18 protein-coding genes are annotated in these 21,442 nt (G+C 57.7%); 5 read left to right on the top strand and 13 right to left on the bottom strand.

Going from position 1 to position 21,442, the window contains the following annotated elements; genetic code table 11:
• Window positions 1-13: 13 nt before the first annotated feature.
• On the bottom strand, window positions 14-1,210 hold the full coding sequence (locus AC57B1_RS22890; RefSeq protein WP_496418857.1) for an MFS transporter: 1,197 nt from the start codon (window positions 1,208-1,210) through the stop codon (window positions 14-16).
• Between the two features lie 41 nt (window positions 1,211-1,251).
• Window positions 1,252-2,469 (bottom strand): MFS transporter, encoded by a 1,218-nt coding sequence (locus AC57B1_RS22895; RefSeq protein ID WP_496418764.1) that lies wholly within the window; start codon window positions 2,467-2,469, stop codon window positions 1,252-1,254.
• Between the two features lie 973 nt (window positions 2,470-3,442).
• Between AC57B1_RS22895 and AC57B1_RS22900 the strand changes: the two genes are divergently transcribed.
• Complete coding sequence (locus tag AC57B1_RS22900) at window positions 3,443-3,853, top strand: DUF3331 domain-containing protein (protein ID WP_496418858.1); 411 nt, start codon at window positions 3,443-3,445, stop codon at window positions 3,851-3,853.
• A 26-nt stretch (window positions 3,854-3,879) separates the two neighbouring features.
• Here AC57B1_RS22900 and AC57B1_RS22905 read toward each other — a convergent pair whose 3' ends face one another.
• Complete coding sequence (locus AC57B1_RS22905; protein WP_496418765.1) at window positions 3,880-4,989, bottom strand: alkene reductase; 1,110 nt, start codon at window positions 4,987-4,989, stop codon at window positions 3,880-3,882.
• 501 nt (window positions 4,990-5,490) lie between these two features.
• Between AC57B1_RS22905 and AC57B1_RS22910 the strand changes: the two genes are divergently transcribed.
• The 3 genes from AC57B1_RS22910 (at window position 5,491) to AC57B1_RS22920 (ending at window position 7,291) form a co-directional block, all read left to right on the top strand.
• Complete coding sequence (locus AC57B1_RS22910; protein ID WP_496418766.1) at window positions 5,491-5,880, top strand: tautomerase family protein; 390 nt, start codon at window positions 5,491-5,493, stop codon at window positions 5,878-5,880.
• Between the two features lie 74 nt (window positions 5,881-5,954).
• Window positions 5,955-6,353 (top strand): nuclear transport factor 2 family protein, encoded by a 399-nt coding sequence (locus AC57B1_RS22915; RefSeq protein ID WP_496418767.1) that lies wholly within the window; start codon window positions 5,955-5,957, stop codon window positions 6,351-6,353.
• 89 nt (window positions 6,354-6,442) lie between these two features.
• Window positions 6,443-7,291, top strand: a complete 849-nt coding sequence (locus AC57B1_RS22920) for an alpha/beta fold hydrolase (protein WP_496418859.1) — start codon at window positions 6,443-6,445, stop codon at window positions 7,289-7,291.
• A gap of 107 nt (window positions 7,292-7,398) precedes the next feature.
• On the opposite strand, the gene AC57B1_RS22925 is transcribed toward AC57B1_RS22920, so the two are convergent.
• The 7 genes from AC57B1_RS22925 to AC57B1_RS22955 all read right to left on the bottom strand — a co-directional run bounded on the left by AC57B1_RS22925 (window position 7,399) and on the right by AC57B1_RS22955 (window position 15,692).
• Window positions 7,399-8,628 (bottom strand): MFS transporter, encoded by a 1,230-nt coding sequence (locus tag AC57B1_RS22925; RefSeq protein ID WP_496418768.1) that lies wholly within the window; start codon window positions 8,626-8,628, stop codon window positions 7,399-7,401.
• Window positions 8,629-8,651: 23 nt separating this feature from the next.
• Window positions 8,652-9,398 carry an SDR family NAD(P)-dependent oxidoreductase gene (locus tag AC57B1_RS22930; RefSeq protein ID WP_496418769.1) on the bottom strand — a complete coding sequence of 249 codons (747 nt, stop codon included), beginning with the start codon at window positions 9,396-9,398 and terminating at the stop codon, window positions 8,652-8,654.
• A 105-nt stretch (window positions 9,399-9,503) separates the two neighbouring features.
• Window positions 9,504-9,902: a DUF427 domain-containing protein gene (locus AC57B1_RS22935; RefSeq protein WP_496418770.1), complete on the bottom strand. Its 399-nt coding sequence runs from the start codon at window positions 9,900-9,902 to the stop codon at window positions 9,504-9,506.
• A gap of 15 nt (window positions 9,903-9,917) precedes the next feature.
• Window positions 9,918-11,048, bottom strand: a complete 1,131-nt coding sequence (locus tag AC57B1_RS22940; RefSeq protein WP_496418771.1) for an alkene reductase — start codon at window positions 11,046-11,048, stop codon at window positions 9,918-9,920.
• Window positions 11,049-11,114: 66 nt separating this feature from the next.
• Window positions 11,115-13,304, bottom strand: a complete 2,190-nt coding sequence (gene egtB, locus AC57B1_RS22945; RefSeq protein WP_496418772.1) for an ergothioneine biosynthesis protein EgtB — start codon at window positions 13,302-13,304, stop codon at window positions 11,115-11,117.
• Window positions 13,305-13,558: 254 nt separating this feature from the next.
• On the bottom strand, window positions 13,559-14,548 hold the full coding sequence (locus AC57B1_RS22950) for a zinc-dependent alcohol dehydrogenase family protein (RefSeq protein WP_496418773.1): 990 nt from the start codon (window positions 14,546-14,548) through the stop codon (window positions 13,559-13,561).
• Between the two features lie 40 nt (window positions 14,549-14,588).
• Window positions 14,589-15,692 carry an alkene reductase gene (locus AC57B1_RS22955; RefSeq protein ID WP_496418774.1) on the bottom strand — a complete coding sequence of 368 codons (1,104 nt, stop codon included), beginning with the start codon at window positions 15,690-15,692 and terminating at the stop codon, window positions 14,589-14,591.
• A gap of 785 nt (window positions 15,693-16,477) precedes the next feature.
• Here AC57B1_RS22955 and AC57B1_RS22960 point away from each other — a divergent pair.
• Window positions 16,478-19,315: an ATP-binding protein gene (locus AC57B1_RS22960; RefSeq protein ID WP_496418775.1), complete on the top strand. Its 2,838-nt coding sequence runs from the start codon at window positions 16,478-16,480 to the stop codon at window positions 19,313-19,315.
• A 358-nt stretch (window positions 19,316-19,673) separates the two neighbouring features.
• Here AC57B1_RS22960 and AC57B1_RS22965 read toward each other — a convergent pair whose 3' ends face one another.
• The 3 genes from AC57B1_RS22965 to AC57B1_RS22975 all read right to left on the bottom strand — a co-directional run bounded on the left by AC57B1_RS22965 (window position 19,674) and on the right by AC57B1_RS22975 (window position 21,289).
• Window positions 19,674-19,988: a DUF6678 family protein gene (locus AC57B1_RS22965; protein ID WP_496418776.1), complete on the bottom strand. Its 315-nt coding sequence runs from the start codon at window positions 19,986-19,988 to the stop codon at window positions 19,674-19,676.
• A 250-nt stretch (window positions 19,989-20,238) separates the two neighbouring features.
• On the bottom strand, window positions 20,239-20,913 hold the full coding sequence (locus AC57B1_RS22970; RefSeq protein WP_496418777.1) for a hypothetical protein: 675 nt from the start codon (window positions 20,911-20,913) through the stop codon (window positions 20,239-20,241).
• 82 nt (window positions 20,914-20,995) lie between these two features.
• The gene (locus tag AC57B1_RS22975; RefSeq protein WP_496418778.1) at window positions 20,996-21,289 is read right to left on the bottom strand and encodes a hypothetical protein; all 294 of its coding nucleotides are present in this window, start codon (window positions 21,287-21,289) and stop codon (window positions 20,996-20,998) included.
• Window positions 21,290-21,442 lie beyond the last annotated feature (153 nt).

Consider the following 21,442-nt stretch of genomic DNA (forward strand, 5'->3'; position numbering starts at 1 on the left):
CGTCTCCCCAAACTTACGAGACGGGAAGTGAAGTTGTGGCGCGAAGCTGCTGCTCGCGCCGGTCGATACTCCCGCTAACCCACGTCAACGCGAGAGCAAAAAGGACCACGACTGCACCGATCCACGGCGTGTTCATCAGCCCAAGGTGGCTGACGACGGCACCTCCCGTCCACGCTCCACCGGCGACGCCAAGATTGAAGGCTCCGATGTTCATCCCGGAGGCAACGTTGACCGAATGCGGTGCGAAACGCTCTGCCTGCTTCACGACATATACCTGCAGCGCAGGCACGTTACCGAATGCAACGGCACCCCATGCCAGAACAACGACAATCACAAGCACCCTGTTCGTTGCCGTTACCTCCAGCAGGAGAAGTACCGCTGCAAGTACAGCGAAGATCAGCTTGAGCGCCGCGACCGGTCCGTGCGTATCGGCCAGCTTTCCCCCGAACATGTTGCCCACGGCGACGGATGCGCCGTACAGCAGCAAAACAAGTCCTACGGCCGACGGACTGAACCCTGCCGTCTGTTCAAGGATCGGCGCGAGGTAGGTGAACGCTATGAGAGACCCACCGTACCCCACGATCGTCATCGCGAACACAAGCAGTAATCGGGGCTGCAGGAACAGTTCGGCCTGTCTCCTGATTGAAGCAGGCGGGGCATGCTCGATGTTGCGAGGCACGAACACCAGTGCACTCACCATTGCGATAAGCCCGAAAGCCGCAACCACGAGAAAGGTCACGCGCCATCCGAAATGCTGGCCTACAAACGTGCCCAACGGTACCCCGGTGACAAATGCCACAGTGAGCCCACTGAACATCGTCGCGATGGCTCGGGCCGACTTCTCCTTGGGGACCACGTTTGTCGCAATGATCGAACCGACGGAAAAGAAGACCCCGTGTGCAAAGCCACTCAAAATCCGTGCGACGACCAACGTGTCGTAACCCGGCGCCCACCATGCAAGGAGATTCGCCGCTGTGAAAAGCGCCATCAACGAAACCAGTAGTGGTTTGCGTCCCATACGGCCCGTGGCTGCGGTCAGAACGGGCGCGCCGATCGCCACTCCAAGCGCATAGAAACTTACGAGCAGTCCAGCGGAAGGCAGTGTTACAGAAAGATCGCCGGCGATTGTCGGTATCAACCCCACGATCACGAATTCGGTCGTTCCGATTGCGAACGCACCGATGGTCAGTGCAAGAAGAGCAAGAGGCATCATGCAACTCCAGACAGCAGTAAATGGATGAGGCACTGGCTTCAGACCATCACGCGACGGCCTGGCTTGAATGCGTGCTCGCATGAGCGCCACGCGACAAAGAAACCCACAAGCAGCAACGCGAGAAGAACCCACGCCATTGCACCGACACCCGTTGTATCGAGCAAAATTCCCCCTACCATGCCTCCACCAGCAATGGCGCCGTTCCACACCGTGACAATCATCGACTGCGCCGTGTCAGCGCCATCACCCGCAGCGTCTGCTGAAGCAGTTTGCAATAGCGTCGCGGCACCACCGAAAGTCAGGCCCCAGAATGCGACAGCGAAATAGATGACGGCCGGCAGCGTGCCGTCGATGCCAAGTGCAGCAGACGCGACGGCAAACGCAGCAAGACTCGCGAGCACGAGCGCCCTCAGCCACCGGTCTATCAATGCGCCAGTAATCCAGATGCCGACAATGGCAGACAGACCAAACACAAGCAGGACAACATCGACACGCTGCGTCATATGCGCAGGCACGAGAAACGGCGATATGTAGGTGTAGAGGATGTTGTGTGCAAGCATCCAGGCGAGAATGACGAACAGCACTGGGCGTACTCCAGGCGTCACGAGAACCGCAAGTATTCCGGGAGCATCACCCCCGGTCTGCCCCGGCAAACGCGGCGCTTTCCAGATTACCCAGACGACAAGAACAGCCGTCAACGCTGACATCACCCCAAACACGGCGCGCCACTGAAGCAGATCACCGAGCCATGTCCCGGCGGGCACCCCAAGTGCCAATGCGATCGGGGTGCCGACCAGTGCGATTGCCATCGCTCTGCCTTGCAAATGCGCGGGGGCCATGCGCCGCGCGTAGCCGGGCACAAGTCCCCAGGTGATGCCTGCGGCTACACCGGCCATGAAACGCGCTATCAATGTGAGCGAAAACCACGGCGACAGCGCGGTGATCGTGTTGAAGGCAAGGAAGCCCGCTATTGCGATAAGAAGGACGGTGCGCCTGGGCCAACTTCGTGTTGCTGCCGTCGCAGGTATGGCCGCGGCAACCGATCCGAGCGCGTAAAGTGTGACGAGCTGCCCTGCCCAGGACTCGGGTACTCCAAGGCTGTGACTGATTTGCGGCAGCAATCCCGCAGGCAACGTCTCTGTCACGATAGCGACGAAGCCGGTCATCGCCAGCGCGAGCAGTCCACCTATAGGCAACATCGCGTCCGACGCGGGAGCGCGATCGGAGATTGGTTTGGAAGAAAACTGCGTCGGCATGTTCGACTCCTCGAAAGCGTGATAGCGCGCTGCGGTGTGCGGCACGCCGCGTCGAGGTGAAATATATCCGGCGCATTTCGGACGAAATAGACGCAAAACCGGATAGGGCTCATTCCAGAAGGCAATAGGTCCATGCAATGCCGCATGGTTGGGTGCTGCTCTGGCGAATGACAAAAGGCGAGCGTTATTTGTAGTCAGGCGCGTCTGATCGCGAGCACCGACCTGATCGGCATCTTACCGGCAGGTGGCAACTCTGTTGAGACGGATCGCCGAGCCTGTTGATGTTGCAGGCCTCGCGCTTCTTCTCGCTTCTCCAACTGGCCACTTCATCCTCGGCCAATACATAAGCGTCGACGGAGCAAGTGGCGTTTGCCGCGGGACCTGCGAGCCCCGTCGAGTCGGCTCTTCAGCGTAGACATGGATGCCCGTCAGCAGCGGATATACGGTCTGCCCGTTCGCCCGCCAACGTCATCGCGGTTTGCGTTTTTCGACGCCGTCAAAGGCACTGAGGCGGTGGACAAACAAGATGCAGAAGAGCCGTACCTGCATCACCCTCGGCATACGGGGGCTCGTGGATGAGGCGAGAGATGATGGTTAGGAGACGTTTTGTCATGGCTTGGCTGTGTCATCGTTGTGGAAGGCCGGAGACGGAACGAGAACCGTAGGCAAATCCCCGCGCATGGCGGCACACAATCTATTTGCCGCAGCGAAAAAATAGCTTCGGTACAAGTTTTTACAGTCGCGATAAAGGAACGTTTCTGCGGAGGGGCGCTACGCTCATAACGTACCTTGCAGTTCGGGTGCATGTTCCCGCACATACTTGATACATCACGCCATGAAAATTCACCCAACAGTGCCAGTGCGTCACAATCCCCCGCCGGGATCTGAGTGTTCCGCTCACGACTCAAAGGACCTGATCGAACGCGGCGCTGTATGGAACTCGATTCTTTCAGCACTGACCAACGCCAGCAACATGGAGCGCCACTGTGCCCAAAGTGCGGATAACCCCCCAGCGGTTTTCCCAGCGCCCTGCAAGAAAAGCAGATCGGATGCCAGTGACTCGAGGGTAAGGAGCACAATAGTGTTTTCATGTATCGAGCGATCGAGCACTCGATCGGCCCACATCAGTTGGTACGACTCCACGTTTGGTCACTACACGGAACAGCGTTGGGTGCTATGCGTGTCGCGCATCAACGGTGTCTGTGCGCTCACCGGGCAGCGCGTGTCGACTGGAGACACCGTTTTCCGCCCGGTAGCGCGGCATCCGATGAAACCGTGCAACGCCGGCACAATGATTCTTGAGACATCTCTCAACGAGAAGCTGGCCGTCCAGTCCGCACACGAAACGGGAAGTCGGAATCCGGCGCGCTCGCGTGATGGATGAGCGCCAGACTCCGGTGGATGCGACTGCTAACCTTCGACGTTTTCGGCCTCGTAGTACGGATAATCCGTATAGCCAACGTCAGTGCCCCCGAAGAAGCTGTCACGGACATAATCGTTCAATGACCATCCGTTGCGCAGGCGCTCAGGCAGATCGGGATTCGAGACAAAATGACGCCCGAACGCAACCAGATCGGCATCACCCGCGTTGATGATCGACTCGGCGGAGTCTGCAAGGAATCCTCCCGCCGCGATGATGGTACCCTCGTAGTGTCGGCGAAGCAGTTTAGCGGCGACTGGGCTCTGATCCTTGCTATGGTCGTCTTCATTTCCAACTACCCGCGGCTCGATCAGGTGCAGATATGCCAGGCGAAGCTTCGAGAGTTCCTTTGAAACGTAGACGAACAGCTCTTGTGGATTGGAGTCCGACATGTCGCCGAATGTGCCGCTGGGCGCCAGACGAACCGCGACCTTGTCATTACCCATGACGGAAATCACCGCTTCTGTCGCCTCTCTCAGAAAGCGGTACCGATTCTCTAGTGAGCCCCCATACTCGTCAGTTCTCTTGTTACTTCCGTTCTGCAGGAACTGGTCGAACAGGTAGCCGTTTGCCGCATGGAGTTCGATACCGTCGAAACCCGCTGCAACGGCTCGCCTTGCTGCTTCACGAAAACTCTCTACGAGGCCTTTGATTTCAGCAACGGTCAGCGCGCGGCTCGGCGTGTTCGGGACCCATCCTTCGTGGGTATAGGCGACCCCACCGTGCAGAATCTCGGATGGTGCCACTGGAGCCGCACCACCCGGTTGGAGTTGGCTGTTCGACTGCCGCCCTGCGTGGTACAGCTGAAGGAAAATTCGGCCACCTTTGGTGTGCACTGCGTCGGTAACACGCGTCCATCCAGCGATCTGACTGTCGTCGAACAGACCTGGGGAGCCGAGATATCCGCTACCGTTCTCCGCTACGATTGTCGCTTCGGAGACAATGAGACCGCCGTTTGACGCCCTCTGCGAATAATATTCCACCATCAATTCACCTGGTATCGCTCCGGGCTCTGCCCGCATCCGCGTAAGGGGGGCCATCACGACGCGATGGGACAATTCGTAGGGGCCGATCCGGGCCGGCGAAAACAGCGTTAGCATCTGCGTTACCTCGCTTGGAGACTTTCATACGAAGGCGGCGGTTGGCGGAAGTGGGCCGCACCCGTCGCTGCTAATAGAGAATCTATCGATCCAAGTTCTTCTCGAGAAGATGACAAAACGGATAGGGCTTATTCCAGATCTGAATTGCCCCAAAACTTGACTTGAGATTCGGCCGAAAACTTGAAGCTGCAGATTGGTTGCGTCCACCTGGGATTGCGTCAGCAGAATCCATCAGTTTCGATCAGCTTCTTTAAAGGACCATGATTTCACCTCTCGGTACTCTGAAAACCGTGGCAGCTTCATATCTCGTCAACCGTTTTAAAACGAGGCGACATTTATAGCCAGGCAGCGCGAGGTGAACGCAAGTTCGTACGCGCGTCTCGCGTACGCGTGCCGTCTTCCTGAAGTCGCGTCAGCATCTGACTACAAAAGGTCGGTGACTTGCCGCAGTCATGTGTAGACCCGCAGCACAACGGCGATCAGGTTTAAAGGGAGTCCCAAGTGCCGTTATTCCATGTTTACATGATGAAAGGTCACAGCGATGATGCGATCCGGCAGACCCTGGATGCGATACATCGTGCTGTCGTGTCTACGTTCAAGGTTCCAGTGCGCGACAGGTATCAGATCGCTCAAGACTGCGATCCCCCACACATGGTCATAGAAGATACGGGTCTCGGCCTAGCTCGATCCGACAGGGTTGTGCTTATCCATGTCGTCAGTCGCGCCCGCACGCAGGAGGCAAAAGTTCAGTTCTATCGGGCAGTGTGTGCCGAGTTGGAAAGTTCATGCGAGATTGCCCCGAACGACGTAGTGACCACGTTCACAACGAATGGCGATGCGGACTGGAGCTTCGGTATGGGACAGGCCCAATTTTTGACAGGCGAGCTGTGAGCTGACTGGTTGGGCGGTTCGACCGCCGAATTCCTGTTAGCACGCCGCTCGTGGAAATCAGACGGAGACGAATCGTGACAACGACCCCTGAACAGAATAAGGCACTTCTACTGGAAGCCTTCGACACTCTTTTTAACCACCGTAACTATATCGCTGCGGAGTCGTTCTGGTCTGAGCACTACATCCAGCACAGCGCCCACATTGCTCCGGGACGCGACGGACTTTTCGATCTGATTCGAACTCTGCCGGACACGCTGCGTTACGAAAACCAACTGGTGATAGCAGAAGGAGATTATGTGATCGCCCACGGTCGATTCTCGGGAAACGGGCGTGCGGCGGCCTGGATAGCAGCAGACGTGGTTCGATTCGAGGACGGAAAGCTCGCGGAACACTGGGACGTCTTGCAGGAAGAGGTGACACGGGCTCAGTCGGTCAGCGGACTACCGATGTTTGGAGAAGAGTTCCCTTCGTGATCGCGGTTGGCGTCAATTTCGTTGAACGCGCTGTAAATAAGCCTTTTCGGGCTTAGTAGACCTGGCCAATCGTTTTGGAGGACGCAGATATGACTACTCATACTCACCAGAGCGCGCCGACCCGGTTCGTCGACGCAAATGGCATTCGCTTTGCGTATCGCCGTTTCGGCACGCCCGATGGGGTGCCGCTCGTCATGAATATCCACTTTACCGGCACGATGGATCATTGGGATCCTGCCGTGACCAACGGCCTTGCGCGCACGCGTGAAATCATCCTGTTCAATAACGCTGGTATTTCCAGCAGCTCGGGTACCGTGCCGGAGTCAATCGAAGAGATGGCAGCGAATGCCAGTGCCTTCATCAGAGCGCTTGGTCTGGAGCAGGTCGATGTGCTCGGCTTTTCAATGGGTGGACTGATCGCGCAGGAACTCGCGATCGGAACGCCGCAGCTGGTGCGCCGAGCGGTCCTCGTCGGAACAGGTCCACGCAGCGGTGAAGGTATGGCAACGCTGACACCGGAAGCGCAGGAGATTTTCGGCGCATCGTACGCTAACCCTGACGATTTGTGGTTGCGTGTGCATTTCGGGCCATCGGAGGCAAGCCAGGCTGCAGGCCACAAATTTGTCGAACGGTTCCGGCTGCGCAAAGAAAACCGCGATCCGGAAGCGAACGATAAAGTCGCGCCTGCGCAACTTGCGGCGCTCGCGAAATGGGGCGCACCGCGCGAGAACCCATACAACTACCTCAAGGGGCTGAAGCGGCCGACGCTGGTTGTCAACGGCGACAACGACGTGATCATCTATTCCATCAACTCGTGGATACTGCAGCAGCACATCCCGAACGCACAGCTGATCATCTATCCCGATGCGAATCACGGCTCGCTCTACCAGTATCCGGAGCGATTCGTTACTCATGTCGCCCAGTTCCTGTCGGAGTGAAGCGCCCGGAATATCGGAAACCGTATGGCAACAGCGGGCGGGCACGTTGCACATCAGGGGCGACACAGCTCAACGGCAGGTCAGTTCGCCCGCATTCTACCGTTCCTTCATACATGGACGCGGCGGATCGAGCGGCGGCCCGTTGTGCCGTTCCTCCGACCTGCCCCCCCGCCTAGGAGGCTTTCAGCACTTAAAGCTGCCGGTGCCGAGGTCGTCGCGATAACAGTTGCGCCAAAGATTACTGCATTGGAGAGGCCGAAGCTCGATGCGGCGAGACCTGACACGATGGAGGCACCGCCCTGCATTGCGTAACCTGCGAAATACATCATGGAAAACGACAGGCCCTTATGTCGATCTTCGACCCTGCCGCCGAAGAAGAGCAGTCCGTAGCCAAGCCCCGCCGAAAGAACGGGGATGCTGAGGAGCTGTAGCGAATGGATGCGCGTAGCGGCGACCAAGAGAAGCATTGAGACCACCGCTGAGCTGCCAGCGACCGTTACAGCCCTGCGATAAGACATCTGCTTGAAAATCAGGCTGGAGGGGCCCCAGACAATCGCAAACGACGCGATAACTACTCCGTTAACCAGCGTGTTCTCTGAGGCGACGAGATCGCGTGCAATCTGCGCGCCCAGTGAAAGCATTACGGTACCAACGACAAACGCCGTCATTACGGCAGGTGCCGCACGCATCACGACCAACCTGGCCTCCGTTGGTAGGCGCGCGCATCGCGATTCTGGCACCGGCGCGACGTGCGACACACCGCGTGGCAGCTGGAACCAGCATGCCGCGAAAAGCATGGCGAGCAGGACTAGCAGCAGCCGGAAAGTGAGATGCGCCGGGTCCGGCGCATACTGGATCAGAGTGCCGCCCGTGAGCGTCGCCGCGGTAAGCCCGAGCGCCTGCGCCGACGTGTTGATACCACTTGCGAAGGCCCGGTCGCCAGATGGAGCGTGCTCGAGAAGATTTGCAGAAGCGGGGCCGGCTGCAAGCCCCACGCCGATTCCCATGAAAAGGCGTCCAACCAATAGAGTGGAAACACCTCCCGCAACGGAGAACGATGCCACGCCAGCGATCGACGCGAGGAGGCCCGCGAGAATCGCAGTTCGTCGTCCGACAAAATCAGACATCCCGCCAATTGCGCTCAATGTGAAAACCACGACGACTGGATACACGGCGAAAATCCCGGCCACTGTCGCGTTGTTCAGGTGCCACTTATGCGCATACCACGTGTAACTCATGGCGGGCGCGGCGCTTGTCCATAATGTTTGAACGACAACGCAGGCCGCGACCCAGAAGACCGCGCGCGATCGCGCCGGTGAATTGCCAGTGGCGATCATGGTTTCCTCGCTGTCGCCGACTTCTATAGCTTCGAACCACCATCGACGCGCAGCGTTTCGCCTGTGACCCAGCGAGCGTCTTCAGATGCAAGAAAAACGGCCGCGCCCGCCATATCCTCAGGTTGGGCAATACGCTTGAGGGCCTGCATGCCGAGAGCGAAATCCCGACCGGATTCAGTCTTCGCGAAATTTGACATATCCGTTTCCACAACGCCCGGTGCAAGCGCATTGACGCGAATACCGCGTCCGCCGAGTGCGAATGCAAGATGTCGCGTCAGCGTGTCAACGGCGCCTTTTGTCGCCGCGTAGGCAAACAGGTTGTTGACGGCCGCCCGAGCCGTCAGCGAAGACAGCAATATGACGCTACTGCTTTCGTGCAACGCCGGCAGTAGTTGCTGCACAAGGAAGAATGGCGCACGTACGTTGACCGCAAACAGATTGTCGAAATCTTCCACCGTAGCTTCTTCAATTGGCGCTGCCTTCGAGATTCCCGCATTCGCGACGAGGATGTCGAGCCTGTCCTGCGTGATGACACGCACCCGCTCAGCCAGCGCATGTGCGCCATCGGCCGCACGCAGATCAGCGGCTAACTTTTCGGCTTCTCCGCCCGCTGTGCGGATCGTGTTTACCACCGAGTCAGCGGCCTCCTCCGCATTGCTGTAATGAACCAACACTCTCGCACCAGCCTTGGCGAGCGCAAGTGCGATCGCGCGGCCAATGCCGCGCGAAGCGCCTGTCACGAGGGCGGTTTTGCCCGTCAGATCAGCCATGATGTAGCCTCACAATCGGCTAAAAATTCAAAAAATGGCCAACCGGTCCCCTGCCCGTTTGCGTCAGGTTCCCCAGTCGCGTCGGTGACGCCTGCGTAGACACGGTCAGGCATGCTCCTCAATCGACTCGACGCGATCGACATAGAAAGCGAGGTGTTCCCGGATCTGCTCGACAGCCGGGTACGGCGACTCGTACGTCCAGATCGCGTTCACAGAACGCTCTCCCCCCGAAGGAATAGAAAAGTACGCAGCTTCTCCCTTGTAAGGGCAGTAGGTCGAATGCGCCGTTCGTTCGAGCTTCGACATGTCGATGTCTTTTCTCGGGATATAGAACACCGCCGGATAGCTCGCTTCGCGCAGCGTCAGCGCATCGCGAGTGTCTACGACGACTTCGCCTGCAACGGTAACCACAACGCGCCTGGTGTTGCGCTCGATCGTAATGGGATGATCGGGGCCGGGAATCTTCACGGCTCTGGCCGTGTTGGGAAGCTCGTTCATAGACATGGTTATCTCCTTGAGTCAGGCTGTTTGACTGCTCGACACTTCGGCAGCGTGAGCAGCCGGAGCGTCGTCATGGGCGCGGAAGTCGATATACGCGCGTTCGTCGCCACCCCAGAACGCATCGCGCTGATACTGCGTGAGCGGCAGGTTGCGGCGTAGCCTCTCGGGAAGATCAGGGTTCGACGAGAACCATCGCCCGAATGCCACGAGATCAGCATCGCCGCGTTGCAGGACCTGTTCGGCGCCAGTTCGGTCGAACCCACCAGCTGCAATGATCGGTCCGGTAAAAACCTTGCGCAGGAATGACGAGGCGACGGGGGCCTGTCCTTCTACCAGAGTCTCTGTACCCATCACGCGGGGCTCGATTACGTGAAGGTAGGCAAGACCATACGCATTCAGCCGGTCGGCGAAATAACCGAAGGTCGCCTCCGGGTTGCTGTCGGAGATGGCACCCCAACGGCCGCTCGGCGACACGCGGACGCCGACCCGATCTGCACCCCACACCGATGCGAAGGCTTCCACAAGTTCCAGCGAGAAGCGCACGCGCTTTTCGACCGTGCCGCCATACGCGTCCGTTCGCTTGTTCGTGCCATCCTGGAGGAACGTATCGGCGAGATAGCCGTTTGCGTTGTGGAGTTCTACACCATCGAAACCGGCCGCCTTCGCGCGCTCGGCTGCGCGTCGGAAAGACTCGACGATTGCGGGAATCTCATCGATCTTCAGCGCGCGATGCGGCGAGTTCGGTACCCAGCCGTTCTTCGTGAATACGGTCGTTTCGTAAGGCACGACGGATGGCGCAATGGGCGCATTCCCCCAGCTCAGGTCGACATGCGACTGGCGCCCGTCGTGCGCAATCTGCATGACAATTTTGGCGCCTTCCGCATGAACAGCTTCGTTTATCTTCTTCCACGCCTCGACATGCCCGTCCGCGTAGATGCCGGGTGCACCAATATACCCGCGGCTGTCGTACGAGGGGTGTGCGCTCTCCGTAATCAGCAGGCCGCCCTGCGATGCGCGCTGCCGGTAGTACTCGACCATCATCGCGCTCGGACTGTCGTCCAACTCGGACCGCAATCGGGTCATTGGTGCATGAACCACGCGGTGAGCCAGTTGCAGCGCTCCTGCGTTGGTCGGAGAAAACAGTTTCATGTTCGTGTCGGTCACAGTGCGACTCCGTTACGTAATTGCAGCTAACACACAATCGTCGATTGGCGGTCAATCGGTTGCGAGGCTGAATATCGCGAACTGCTCGCCCGCACTCACCCAATATCGCTCCACCATCCACCCGGACGAGACTGCCAGATCGGCGAAAGAAGATACAGTGAACTTGTGGGAACTCTCCGTGTGGATACTCTCGCCGGCCTTGAACATGAATTCACGGCCAGAAACACGAACGATCTGGTCGCGGCGACTCACGAGATGCATCTCTATGCGACTCAGCCCCTCATTCCAGACAGCTGCGTGATCAAACTGGTCGAGCGCGAAGTCTCCCTGCAGCTCGCGATTGATGCGCACAAGGATGTTCTTGTTAAAGCTCGCGGTAACGCCTCGTGAGTCGTCGTATGCGGCTATCAGTGTTTCGCGAGCCTTGACCAGATCCACTCCGACGATGAAACGGGAACGCACTCCCAGCATTTGCCGTGCAGCGCGAAGGAATCCGACCGTTTCAGCGTGTGAGAAATTGCCAATGGTCGAGCCAGGGAAGAATCCGACTCGCGCTCCCGCATGATCGACAGGTAGCTTGATTGCCCCTGTGAAGTCGGCTTCAACTGGTTCGATCCGCAGGAGTGGATAGGCAGACGCTGTCCTCGCGACCGCGTCTTCAAGCGCGGCCCGACTGATGTCGACTGGTATATAGGCGTTGATATGCTTTGCCGCATCCAGCAGATACCGCGTTTTCTCGCTTGCGCCACTACCGAATTCGACTAGGACAGAATTGTCGCGAACGGTGGCAGCGATTTCGGATGCGATAAGTTCGAGAAGTTCGTTCTCGACACGGGTCACGTAATACTCTGGAGTGCGGCATATAGCTTCGAACAGTTGTGAGCCTCGCTCATCGTAGAAGTACTTCGGCGACGTCGTCTTGTGCCCAGAGGACAGCCCATCTACTACGGACCTGCTGAACTCTTCCTTTGCCGTACAAGTTTCCTGAAGGGATCGCGCATCACGAGCCAGCCGGAGGCTTGAGAAAATCCATCGCTGTGACGGATAGAAGAAGTTGCGATAGGACACGCGGGTATGACGAATCGGAGTAACCTGCGCACCGCCTCTCAAAACCATCTGCCCGACCATGAACTTTCCGTTGTATTCGCCAATTGCGTCGTCGCTTGCGCGAAACCCCGGATAGGCCGAGTACGCGGTCTGGGTCCACTGCCAGAGTTCAGTGTCGGCCTGTGCCAAAAGCCCCGCTCTCGCCGCCACTTCCCATTCGTGCTCGGTAGGCAGGCTTGCGGCGGCCCAATTTGCGAATGCCGCAGCTTCGTAGTAGCTGATGTGCGAGACCGGCTCGTCAAGATCGATCGGGCGCAATCCGCCTAGCGTCATCGAGAGCCAGCCACTGTTATCAGCGGATCGCTGCCAATACAATGGGGCCTGCCATTGCTCTCGCTGCACAAGCGCCCAACCTTCCGAAAACCAGAGACCAGCACGTGAATAGCCGCTGTCCCGCATGAACTCAAGCCATTCACCGTTCGTCACTAGTTGATCGCTAATTTCGAAGGGTTCCAACCACGCCTTATGACGAGGACCCTCATTATCGAACGCAAATATGGCCCCGGCCGCACCAATGTCCCGCAGACCTCCCGGATGACGTCGAAACTGCGCTCCGCGACTCGCTTGAAGCCGAGGCCAGTCCGCCCTGAACGCAGGCTTTAGAGGCGATTGCGCGAAGAGATGCAGAATGTCCATCAGCCACAACTCCTGATGCTGCTCTTCGTGTGCTATTCCGAGCCGGATGATCGATCTGATGTGGTCAATGGATTCTGCGGCGAACAGGTTTTTCATCTGCCGGTCGACGTACCGTCGGTATTCGTCGACGACCTGGCCCGTCGGCCTTGTCAACAGTCCCCGCTGTGGCCGTGGTTGGCGGGGCCCCATCGCTTCATAGTAGGAATTGAACAGGTACGCAAACCGCTCATCGTAGACACGATATTCCTTGAGATGCGGCGCAAGCACAAAGGTCTCAAAGAACCAGCTGGTATGTGCGAGATGCCAGTTCGCCGGACTGGCATCCGGCATTGACTGCACGACGCGATCCTCGGGCTCAAGCGTCTGGACGAGCGCTTCTGTATAGGACCGGACACGGACGAATTCCGCCGCGAGGTCTTCATTCGCTGGATCACCCAGATCCGACGGTTGATTTAGCCATTGAACTGGCTCTCTTTTTGCGGCGTTGTGAAGGTTCATGAGATCAATCCAGACACAGTGCAAATTCTTTACTTGGTCAACGCGCGGCCCGCGCGTACCAACGCGATCGGATACTGGGAACCCCACGGGAAAGTGCAAACGGAGCCGCCGCCCTTGCGCTGACCGACAGGTGAGACGAATTCGATCGTCCGCTGCTCGGCCGATTCGTCAATACGTTCCAACGAACCGCTGGCTGGTGTTGGAGCTTCTTTCTTCAGGACTTCCGGGGCAGTCGCGCCCCGGTTACCGCATCCTTATACCGTTACGACGATCTTGCCGAACTGACCGTTATTTTCGAGATAGCGATGGACCTCAACCATTTCGCTGAACTCAAACGTTCGATCAATAATGGGGCTGAGCGCACCACTGGCCAGACCGGCGAGAATAAATTCCACGGCCGCTTTGCGGCGTGCGTCGTCGCCGCTCGTGAGCCAGACGTTGTGTCCCTTGATCGTCGGCATCTTTGCGATCATCGCTAGAACGGGCATAGGCGTATCACCCTCCGCGAGGGCACCGTAGATATAGACAGTTCCCTGGAAGGACAGCGCGTCGATCAGCTTCGGGAAGTTCGGCCCTCCTACCGGATCGAAGGCCACTCGGGCTCCCTTCCCGTCAGTAATACGCATCACCTCGGCGACCATGTCCTGTTCATCAGTTGCGATGACATGTGCGGCGCCGGCTGCGAGCAACTGTTGCTTCTTGGCGGACGTTCGTGTGAGCGCGATCGGTACGGCGCCCGCATAATTCGCGACCTGGATCGCCGCCAGCCCAACGCTGCTTGATGCAGCCGGAATTAGAACGAAGTCTCCCTTTCCGACTTTCGCATCCTCAACCAACGCGCCGTAGGCGGTGATAAACATCATCCATACCGAGGCCGCCTCTGCATACGAAAGCGTCTTGGGATGCTTTACAACCGCGAAACTCGGCAGAGTGACCACTTCACCATAAGTAAAATATTGATTCATCGAAAATGACGGAATCACGCTGACGTCGTCACCCACGGCGAGCCCAGTGACTTCCGCGCCGACGGCATCGACAACACCAGCAGCCTCGTAACCGAGTCCTGCAGGGAACTGCACCGGTTCGATATAGATATCCGTGCGCCACATCGACTCTGCGCGGTTTATCCCGATCGCCTTGACCTTGATACGAACGTCGGTGGCACCGAGCGGGCGCTCGGGTGCGTCAACAAACTCGAGAACTTCAGGGCCGCCTGCTTTGGCAAACTGAACGATGCGTGTCATCTGAACCTCCAAAAGTATGCTATGTGGGGTTGCGGACGGCTTACTTTCGAGGTTCGCCGTCGTACGTTGGAAAATCCGTGTAAAGCCGCTCGTCGCCGCCCCAAAAACCAGCGCGAACGTAAGGAGTAAGAGGCAGCTTGTGCTTGATGCGATAGGGCAGATCGGGGTTGGAAGTGAAGTGCCGACCGAACGCCACCAGGTCAGCGTCTCCGGCAGCAACGATCGCTTCCGCGCTATCTCCATCAAATCCGCCGGCCGCAATGATGGGTCCGCTAAAGTGCGGACGAAGATACTTGGACGCAACAGGAGGGTGACCGTCGTGCAGCGTGTCGTCGCCCTTTATGCGGGGTTCGATCACGTGAAGGTAAGCGATTCCATACTCGCTCAATACTTTCGCAACATGACTGAATGTTGCTTCCGGATTGCTATCCGATATGTCGCCCCACTCACCCGACGGCGAGATTCGGACACCAACCCGTTCTTCGCCCCAGACTGAGATTAATGCTTCCACGGACTCCCGCAGGAACCGCACGCGATTCTCGATCGGACCACCGTACGCGTCCGTACGCTTGTTGGTACCGTCCTGAATAAACTGATCGACCAAATATCCATTAGCTCCGTGCAACTCGACGCCATCAAATCCCGCGTCGAACGCACGTTGCGCGGCAACGCGGAAGTCTTCGACGACCCCGGGGATCTCTTCTAGCTCAAGGGCGCGATGGGGCGACGCCGGGACGAACCCGTCCTTTGTAAGCGCAACACCGTCGAAGGGAATCACGGAAGGGGAGACGGGCGCCACGCCCCCCGTCATCTCAACGTGGCTCTGGCGACCGCCGTGAATCAGTTGCATGAACACTCGTCCGCCCTTCGCGTGCACCGCGTCCGCGACCGCTTTCCAACCTTCGGTCTGGCCGTCGTGGAAAAAGCTGGCGGCGCCGAGATACGATCTGGCCGTTATCGAGATGCTGGTGCCTTCGATGATCACCAGTCCGCCTTCGGACGCACGCTGTCCATAAAACTCCGCCATCATTGGGCTCGGGATGTCGCACGGCTGGATTGTGCGCAGTCGCGTCATCGGCGCAAGTACGACGCGATGGGACAGTGAGTACGCGCCGACCGTGATCGGCGAAAACAGTTTATCCATGATGTTCCCGTTATCTCTGATGACCGTGAGGACGGCTGCCTCGGCGCCTTGGAGAGCACTTTATCCATTCCCCGAAAACTGGGAAAGGCGCGATTTTGCATAACGCTCATTCCAAGACGGGATGAATTCCTGCGTATCAGTGCACGAACGACGGGCAGCTGCATGGCTGTCGGAAAAGCAGCAGCGTTGGGTTTCAATCTACCGCGCTAAATCTCCACGATCCTTGATTGCGGCTGACGCAAGCTGACGAGACCTGCGACGTGCACGGCAAACTCACCTGTCTGCGATTCCATCCGACACTACGGAGCACGGTCCGTCGCCGTCACACGGAACGTGCGAGGAGGGCCTTACATGCCGTGCGCGGCCTCCGCTTGATAAGACGCACTGTGCCGCTTTCGTCAGCACATGAGGCTTACCTATTGGTCGGGCACAATGCAGTCGGCTCGTGCGCGTCACGACTGGCGACGGAATCAGGATGAGGGTAAGCGGACAGAAAAATGCATCTGGCAACAGGCTTAACAAGCACGAACTCCAGGCTGGCGCCAAGCTGCTTGGTTATGTCTGCATTTTCCTTTCCTGGCTAAACGAAACACGTCAACTGGCTTCGTCAATGCTTTCACATGACCGTCATAGTCGGTCACCGGCGACGGTCAGTCGTTGACTCAGCCTGCAGAGGTGTTTCCTGTCCGCAATGAAAGGCGAAGGGCGCCGTTGTTCAAGATTCATTTATGCCATACTCGGAATCGGTGTCCTCAGATTCTATGTCCTATCATCTAGAGGTCGACATGGATACTCGAACTTTTCCCTCGGCCGACTTCTCGTTTGGCGCGACCGTGGTGGTGCCCGCCAGACGAGAACTCTTGCATAACGGAAAGAGAGTCGATGTTGGCGATCGCGCCTTCGACCTCCTTCTCTTTCTCGTCGAATCACGTGGCTATGTTGCTAGCAAGGACGAGATCATCTCGCACGTATGGCCGGGCCGTATCGTCGAGGAGAACACGGTTGAAGGACAAGTATCGGCACTTCGGCGAGCGCTGGGTTGCGACCGTACAGCGATTCGCACTGTGACGGGACGCGGGTATCAGTTCACGGGTGAGATAGCTGGGAGCGGATCGCTACCATTGCCGTCCGAGTCTGCTTGCCGTACCGGTGTGCCGATTCCCGCTGATATTGGCCCGATAGTAGGACGCGCGGACGCATTGAAAGACGTCTGCGACATCGCACTGAAACATCGACTTATGACGCTGGCGGGCGCTGGTGGCATAGGAAAGACCCGGCTGGCCTTCGAAGCCGCGCGACGGCTCACTTCGCACTTTCCAGATGGTGTGTGTCTGGCGGAGCTCGCGGCAACTGCGTCAGCCGACTACTTACCGTCCACGGTCGCTGTCGCATTGGGTTTCCCACCTGGCGACGGCACAACGTCTCTCGACCGGCTTGCCCCGGTCCTCTCCGCGAAAAAGGTCCTGCTTGTCCTCGACAATTGCGAGCATCTGATTGAGGGTGCGGCGCAGATTTGCGAGCGGTTGCTTCGTATTGCGCCCGGAGCGACGGTTTTGGCAACAAGCCGCGAGCCGCTCCGGATTAGCGGCGAATTCATATATCGCGTCCCGTCGCTCGATGTTCCGAGCGACGAAAACGTTGACGATGCGCGTGAATTTGGAGCCATACAGCTATTCGAAGAGCGTGCTGGCCTAGATATTCCCTCTCGCGACCACCGTCACGCACTGCCCTTCGTCGTTCGCATCTGTCGTCAGCTCGACGGCATACCGCTCGCCATCGAACTCGCCGCCGCGTGCGCAACAACACTCGGACTCCAAGGGATAGCGGACCGCCTCGACGACCGCTTCCAGTTGCTGACCCGCGGCGCCCGTACAGCGTTACCGCGACAGCAAACGTTGCGCGCCACGCTGGACTGGAGCTACAGCCTCTTGTCCGATACGCAGCGCATGGTGGTTAACCGCTTGAGTCTGTTCTCCGGTGCTTTCTCAATGGAGTCGGCACAAGCTCTAGCGGCTACCGATGATGTCAAATCGGACGCTGTGCTCAGTGCCTTGGTTGAACTGGTCGACAAGTCACTCGTTTCAGCAGTTTCGACGAACGGAAATATTCGTTACCGGCTACTCGAAACAACGCGTGCGTATGCCCGCGAAAAGCTGCGCGAAGAAGGGGCTTGGTCTGCGTGGTGCCGGCGCCACGCAGATTACGTTCTAGACATTTTCAAGGAGGCGGAGAGTCAGGCGTCCGCGCGGATCGACGTTGACTGGAACAATCGTTATGCGCCCCATCTCGAGGATCTTCGCGCCGCAGTGAAGTGGAGCTTTTCTGATGATGGCGATCCCGAGCTGGCGATTGACCTGACAGTCGCCAGTATCCCGCTATCAATGCAACTTGCCTTGCTCGAGGAATGTCTCGCGCGGGTCGACCAGGCGCTTCAGCGGTTAGCGGATTCCGCCGCCACCGCTGGTGAGCGCGAAATGAAACTGTACGCTGCGCGCGGCATGTGCCTTCTCTGTCACACTGTCGCTACCCAGACGAGCGAAGCTTTCGATTCCGTGATTGCGCTTGCGAAGAGCATGAGCAACGACGCCTATCAGCTTCTTGGCATGTGGGGACGCTGGATGTGCTTCTACCTGAACGGCCAGTTTTCAGAGATGTCCCCGTTGGCGCAGGCATTCGAGGCAGTGGCAAAACGTTCAGCCTGGACATGCGATAAGTTGGCCGCACATCGGGTTAGTGGCATGTCTCATTTGTTGAGGGGTGACCTCGATCAAGCGTTACATCATCTTGATCGAGCTGCAAACTCCTCTGTGCGGCTCCCTCGCGCGCAACGGATGCGTTTCCTTTACGACGAAAGAATGCTTTCCCACGCATCGCTCTCGCACACCTTGTGGTTTATGGGCCGCATCGATCAAGCCAGAGCGGCAGCACAGCGGTCACTCGACGATGCTCACGAGTTTGATCATCCCGTTTCGATATGTTATGCGTTGAGCGAGGCCATTTGTACAATGGCGATCTTAACCGGCGACGACGCTGGGCTGGCAGATGCGGTCGCGGAAATGGTTATACAAACCCGGCGTCACAGCATAGCAACGTGGAGGGCGCGTGCGCAGATGTGGCAGGGGTTCCTGGAACTTCGGTTGGGCAACTCATCCGCGTACAGCCAGATAATCTATCCGGCGATTACAGGAATCGGTTCAAAGCGATTCTACGTATCGCTGACGCCGTTTGTGACGGCTACCGCCGAGCTGCTCGCCAGCCACGGGAAGCTTGCCCAAGCATTGGACCTGATAGTTCCCTCGGCTGAGCGTGCGATCGCTACCAGAGACGAATGTTCCTTACCTGAGTTATTGCGTGCGAAAGCGGAGCTCTTGAGGGCAGACCAAGGAGCGGTCGCCGATTCGATGGTTGAATCGATGCTCCGAGACGCACTTGCGAGGGCCGCGAGTCGCGGCTTCCTCTCATGGCAACTGCGTTGCGCGACAAGTCTGGCGTCTTTATTGAAACAGCGAGGCACAGAGCATTCGGCCCATGATCTCATCGATCCATTGTATGGGCAGTTCAGCGAGGGATTCAGCAGCAGAGATCTAAAGGCTGCACAAGCAGCGCTGTCCGAAGGATCGTGAGGCACTCAATGGAACTGACTATCTGTCGTGTGTTTGGCGAACGAAAATCGCTGGCGAACCCGGAAGTAGCTCCGCGGCTGCCCATCCCCTGCCTATTCGCCCAACCGAACTTCCTTAATCGACCTAGATTGTGAGTTCGCTGATGCAGGAAGCTAACGTTCGGCTGCTCGATGTTGCCACCGTTGGCAATCCGCCACCCTGCTGACATAAAACACCACCTATTCCAACGTCAGCTATGGCCGACAACTGCGCGTTGAGCATCGGGCGGGTTTCGGAGTGGAGCGGTCGTTCGAACGACCACCGCATAGCTCAGGCGGGCGGCAGAAACTGGCCGCAATTCGTCCTTAGGCCGGGGCGGCTACAGGTAGTCGACCTGCGTGCCTGTAGCAACGTAACCATAAATTTTGAACCCATGCTTTGTCTTTACGCCGGGGACGTTCACAGACCGAAGTAGCCGCAACACAGCGTCGTGTTGAGCCGACGACGTTACTTCGACCTCAACCCATTCATCCTCTTCATGATGGCCGAAGAAATGATAAAACCAATCGCGATCCCACGCGCTGGTACTACCATTCCGAAGATTCTGAACCCGGAATCGAGGTGACAACTCCCCAAGTTCATGCATTCCGATTCGCAGTTCGGCCCATTTCGTATTGTTCATAACACGGATCATAGGGTGAACTCAAATATCGAAAAGACATTGTAGAAAATCGCGCGGTCCCCAGAGCGCGCCGTCGGCCCCACGCTCAGATTGTTGACGATTCTCACGTCAGCGTCGGATGACCGTTTGTGGCCGCGCACTGACTCATGCAAAACGCGTCGGGGGCTCGCCCTCCGTTGATCTCGATCGACGCCAGGCGACCCTCTGCGGTCCGTCGGATTCGCTGCTAGCGGTCATTCGTTACAGGGTTTCGGCGTTGGTATCAATGTCGTACGGGGAAAGGATCCGACGAAGAGATTGGCGTCGAAATTTGAACTCCAGCATTGTTGATCGTAAGTGCATCGTTGACAATCTTAGTCACAATTCGTGCGTTACCCATTACCAAGACGTCTACGCCATGTGCGTTATCAGGGGTTTGTGAATTCTCAAACCTAGACAAAAGAGGCTCCCTTTGGTAGAGAGAGATCAGGCGTTTAATATCATCGTTCGAGAGATGGGCTGCATTGACTCTATCGATCGTTATGAAATAAAGAGAAGAAGGCAGATTGGTCGAAAACAGTGTGTAAATGTCTTCATTCATCGTTTGACGAACAGCATCCCACATCTCAGGAGCGAGTTGAGGATTATGCTTTTGGGTCTCAGCGAGCAAAGTGTCTGCCGTTGAATGCTCGATCCGCATTGCATCCCCACCACCAATGCACGCCACCAGTTGTTTGATTAGCTCTTCTCGTTCCAAATCACGCCGGATCACAGGTGGATGCAACGCGCCGGGAGCACGCTTGACGGCTTGCACTGCTGCTTCGACAGCAGCGGATTGCTCCGGTGTCAGCGCTCCCGTTCTATTTTCGGCGACTTCTTTATCAATCGGTGCGGCGAAACCTTGGACAACCCCTGTCGCCAGTAAGAGCACGAAAAACGATAATTTGAGAATTTTCATTAGGTTTACGCAAAATCGAAATCTTCGGATGAGCACTGGTCGCAGCACTACATCCGAGCGCGGAAGAGCGGCCCATGAGCACTTACTGGGCGCCGGGCTGATAGAAAGCCCAAACCCCCGCCGAAACTTCCGCCACAGCAAAGCGAAGGATGCCGGATCCTGAGGCGATCTCAAAGACTCGCGCCAGATGCCGTTGCGTTCGGTGCTGCGGATGAGGCAACTCGATGGGCGGTTCAGACGACCGCCTCCAATCGAAACTCCACGGGTTCAAACCCGAGAGGCTTATTTGCTGCCCCTCGGCGCCCACGCCGACGGCTTCCCAAGACTCCATAACCGAGATTTCCTTGATGGCGAAACCGCGATTGTCGACGATCAAGGCGACCGTGTCGAATGTCTCAAAGTGGCCGAGGCCGTGTGAAAACGCGAAAGTACTCGGTTTTCGGGTGTCGCTTTATCCTTCCCGAGTGGCTACCAAGCCAGTACAGCGCGATCTGAAGGGTCGATTTTTCAGGGTGGCACATTGAGCGCG

This window comes from Paraburkholderia sp. BGA-UO-ETr-F21, from assembly GCF_059567925.1.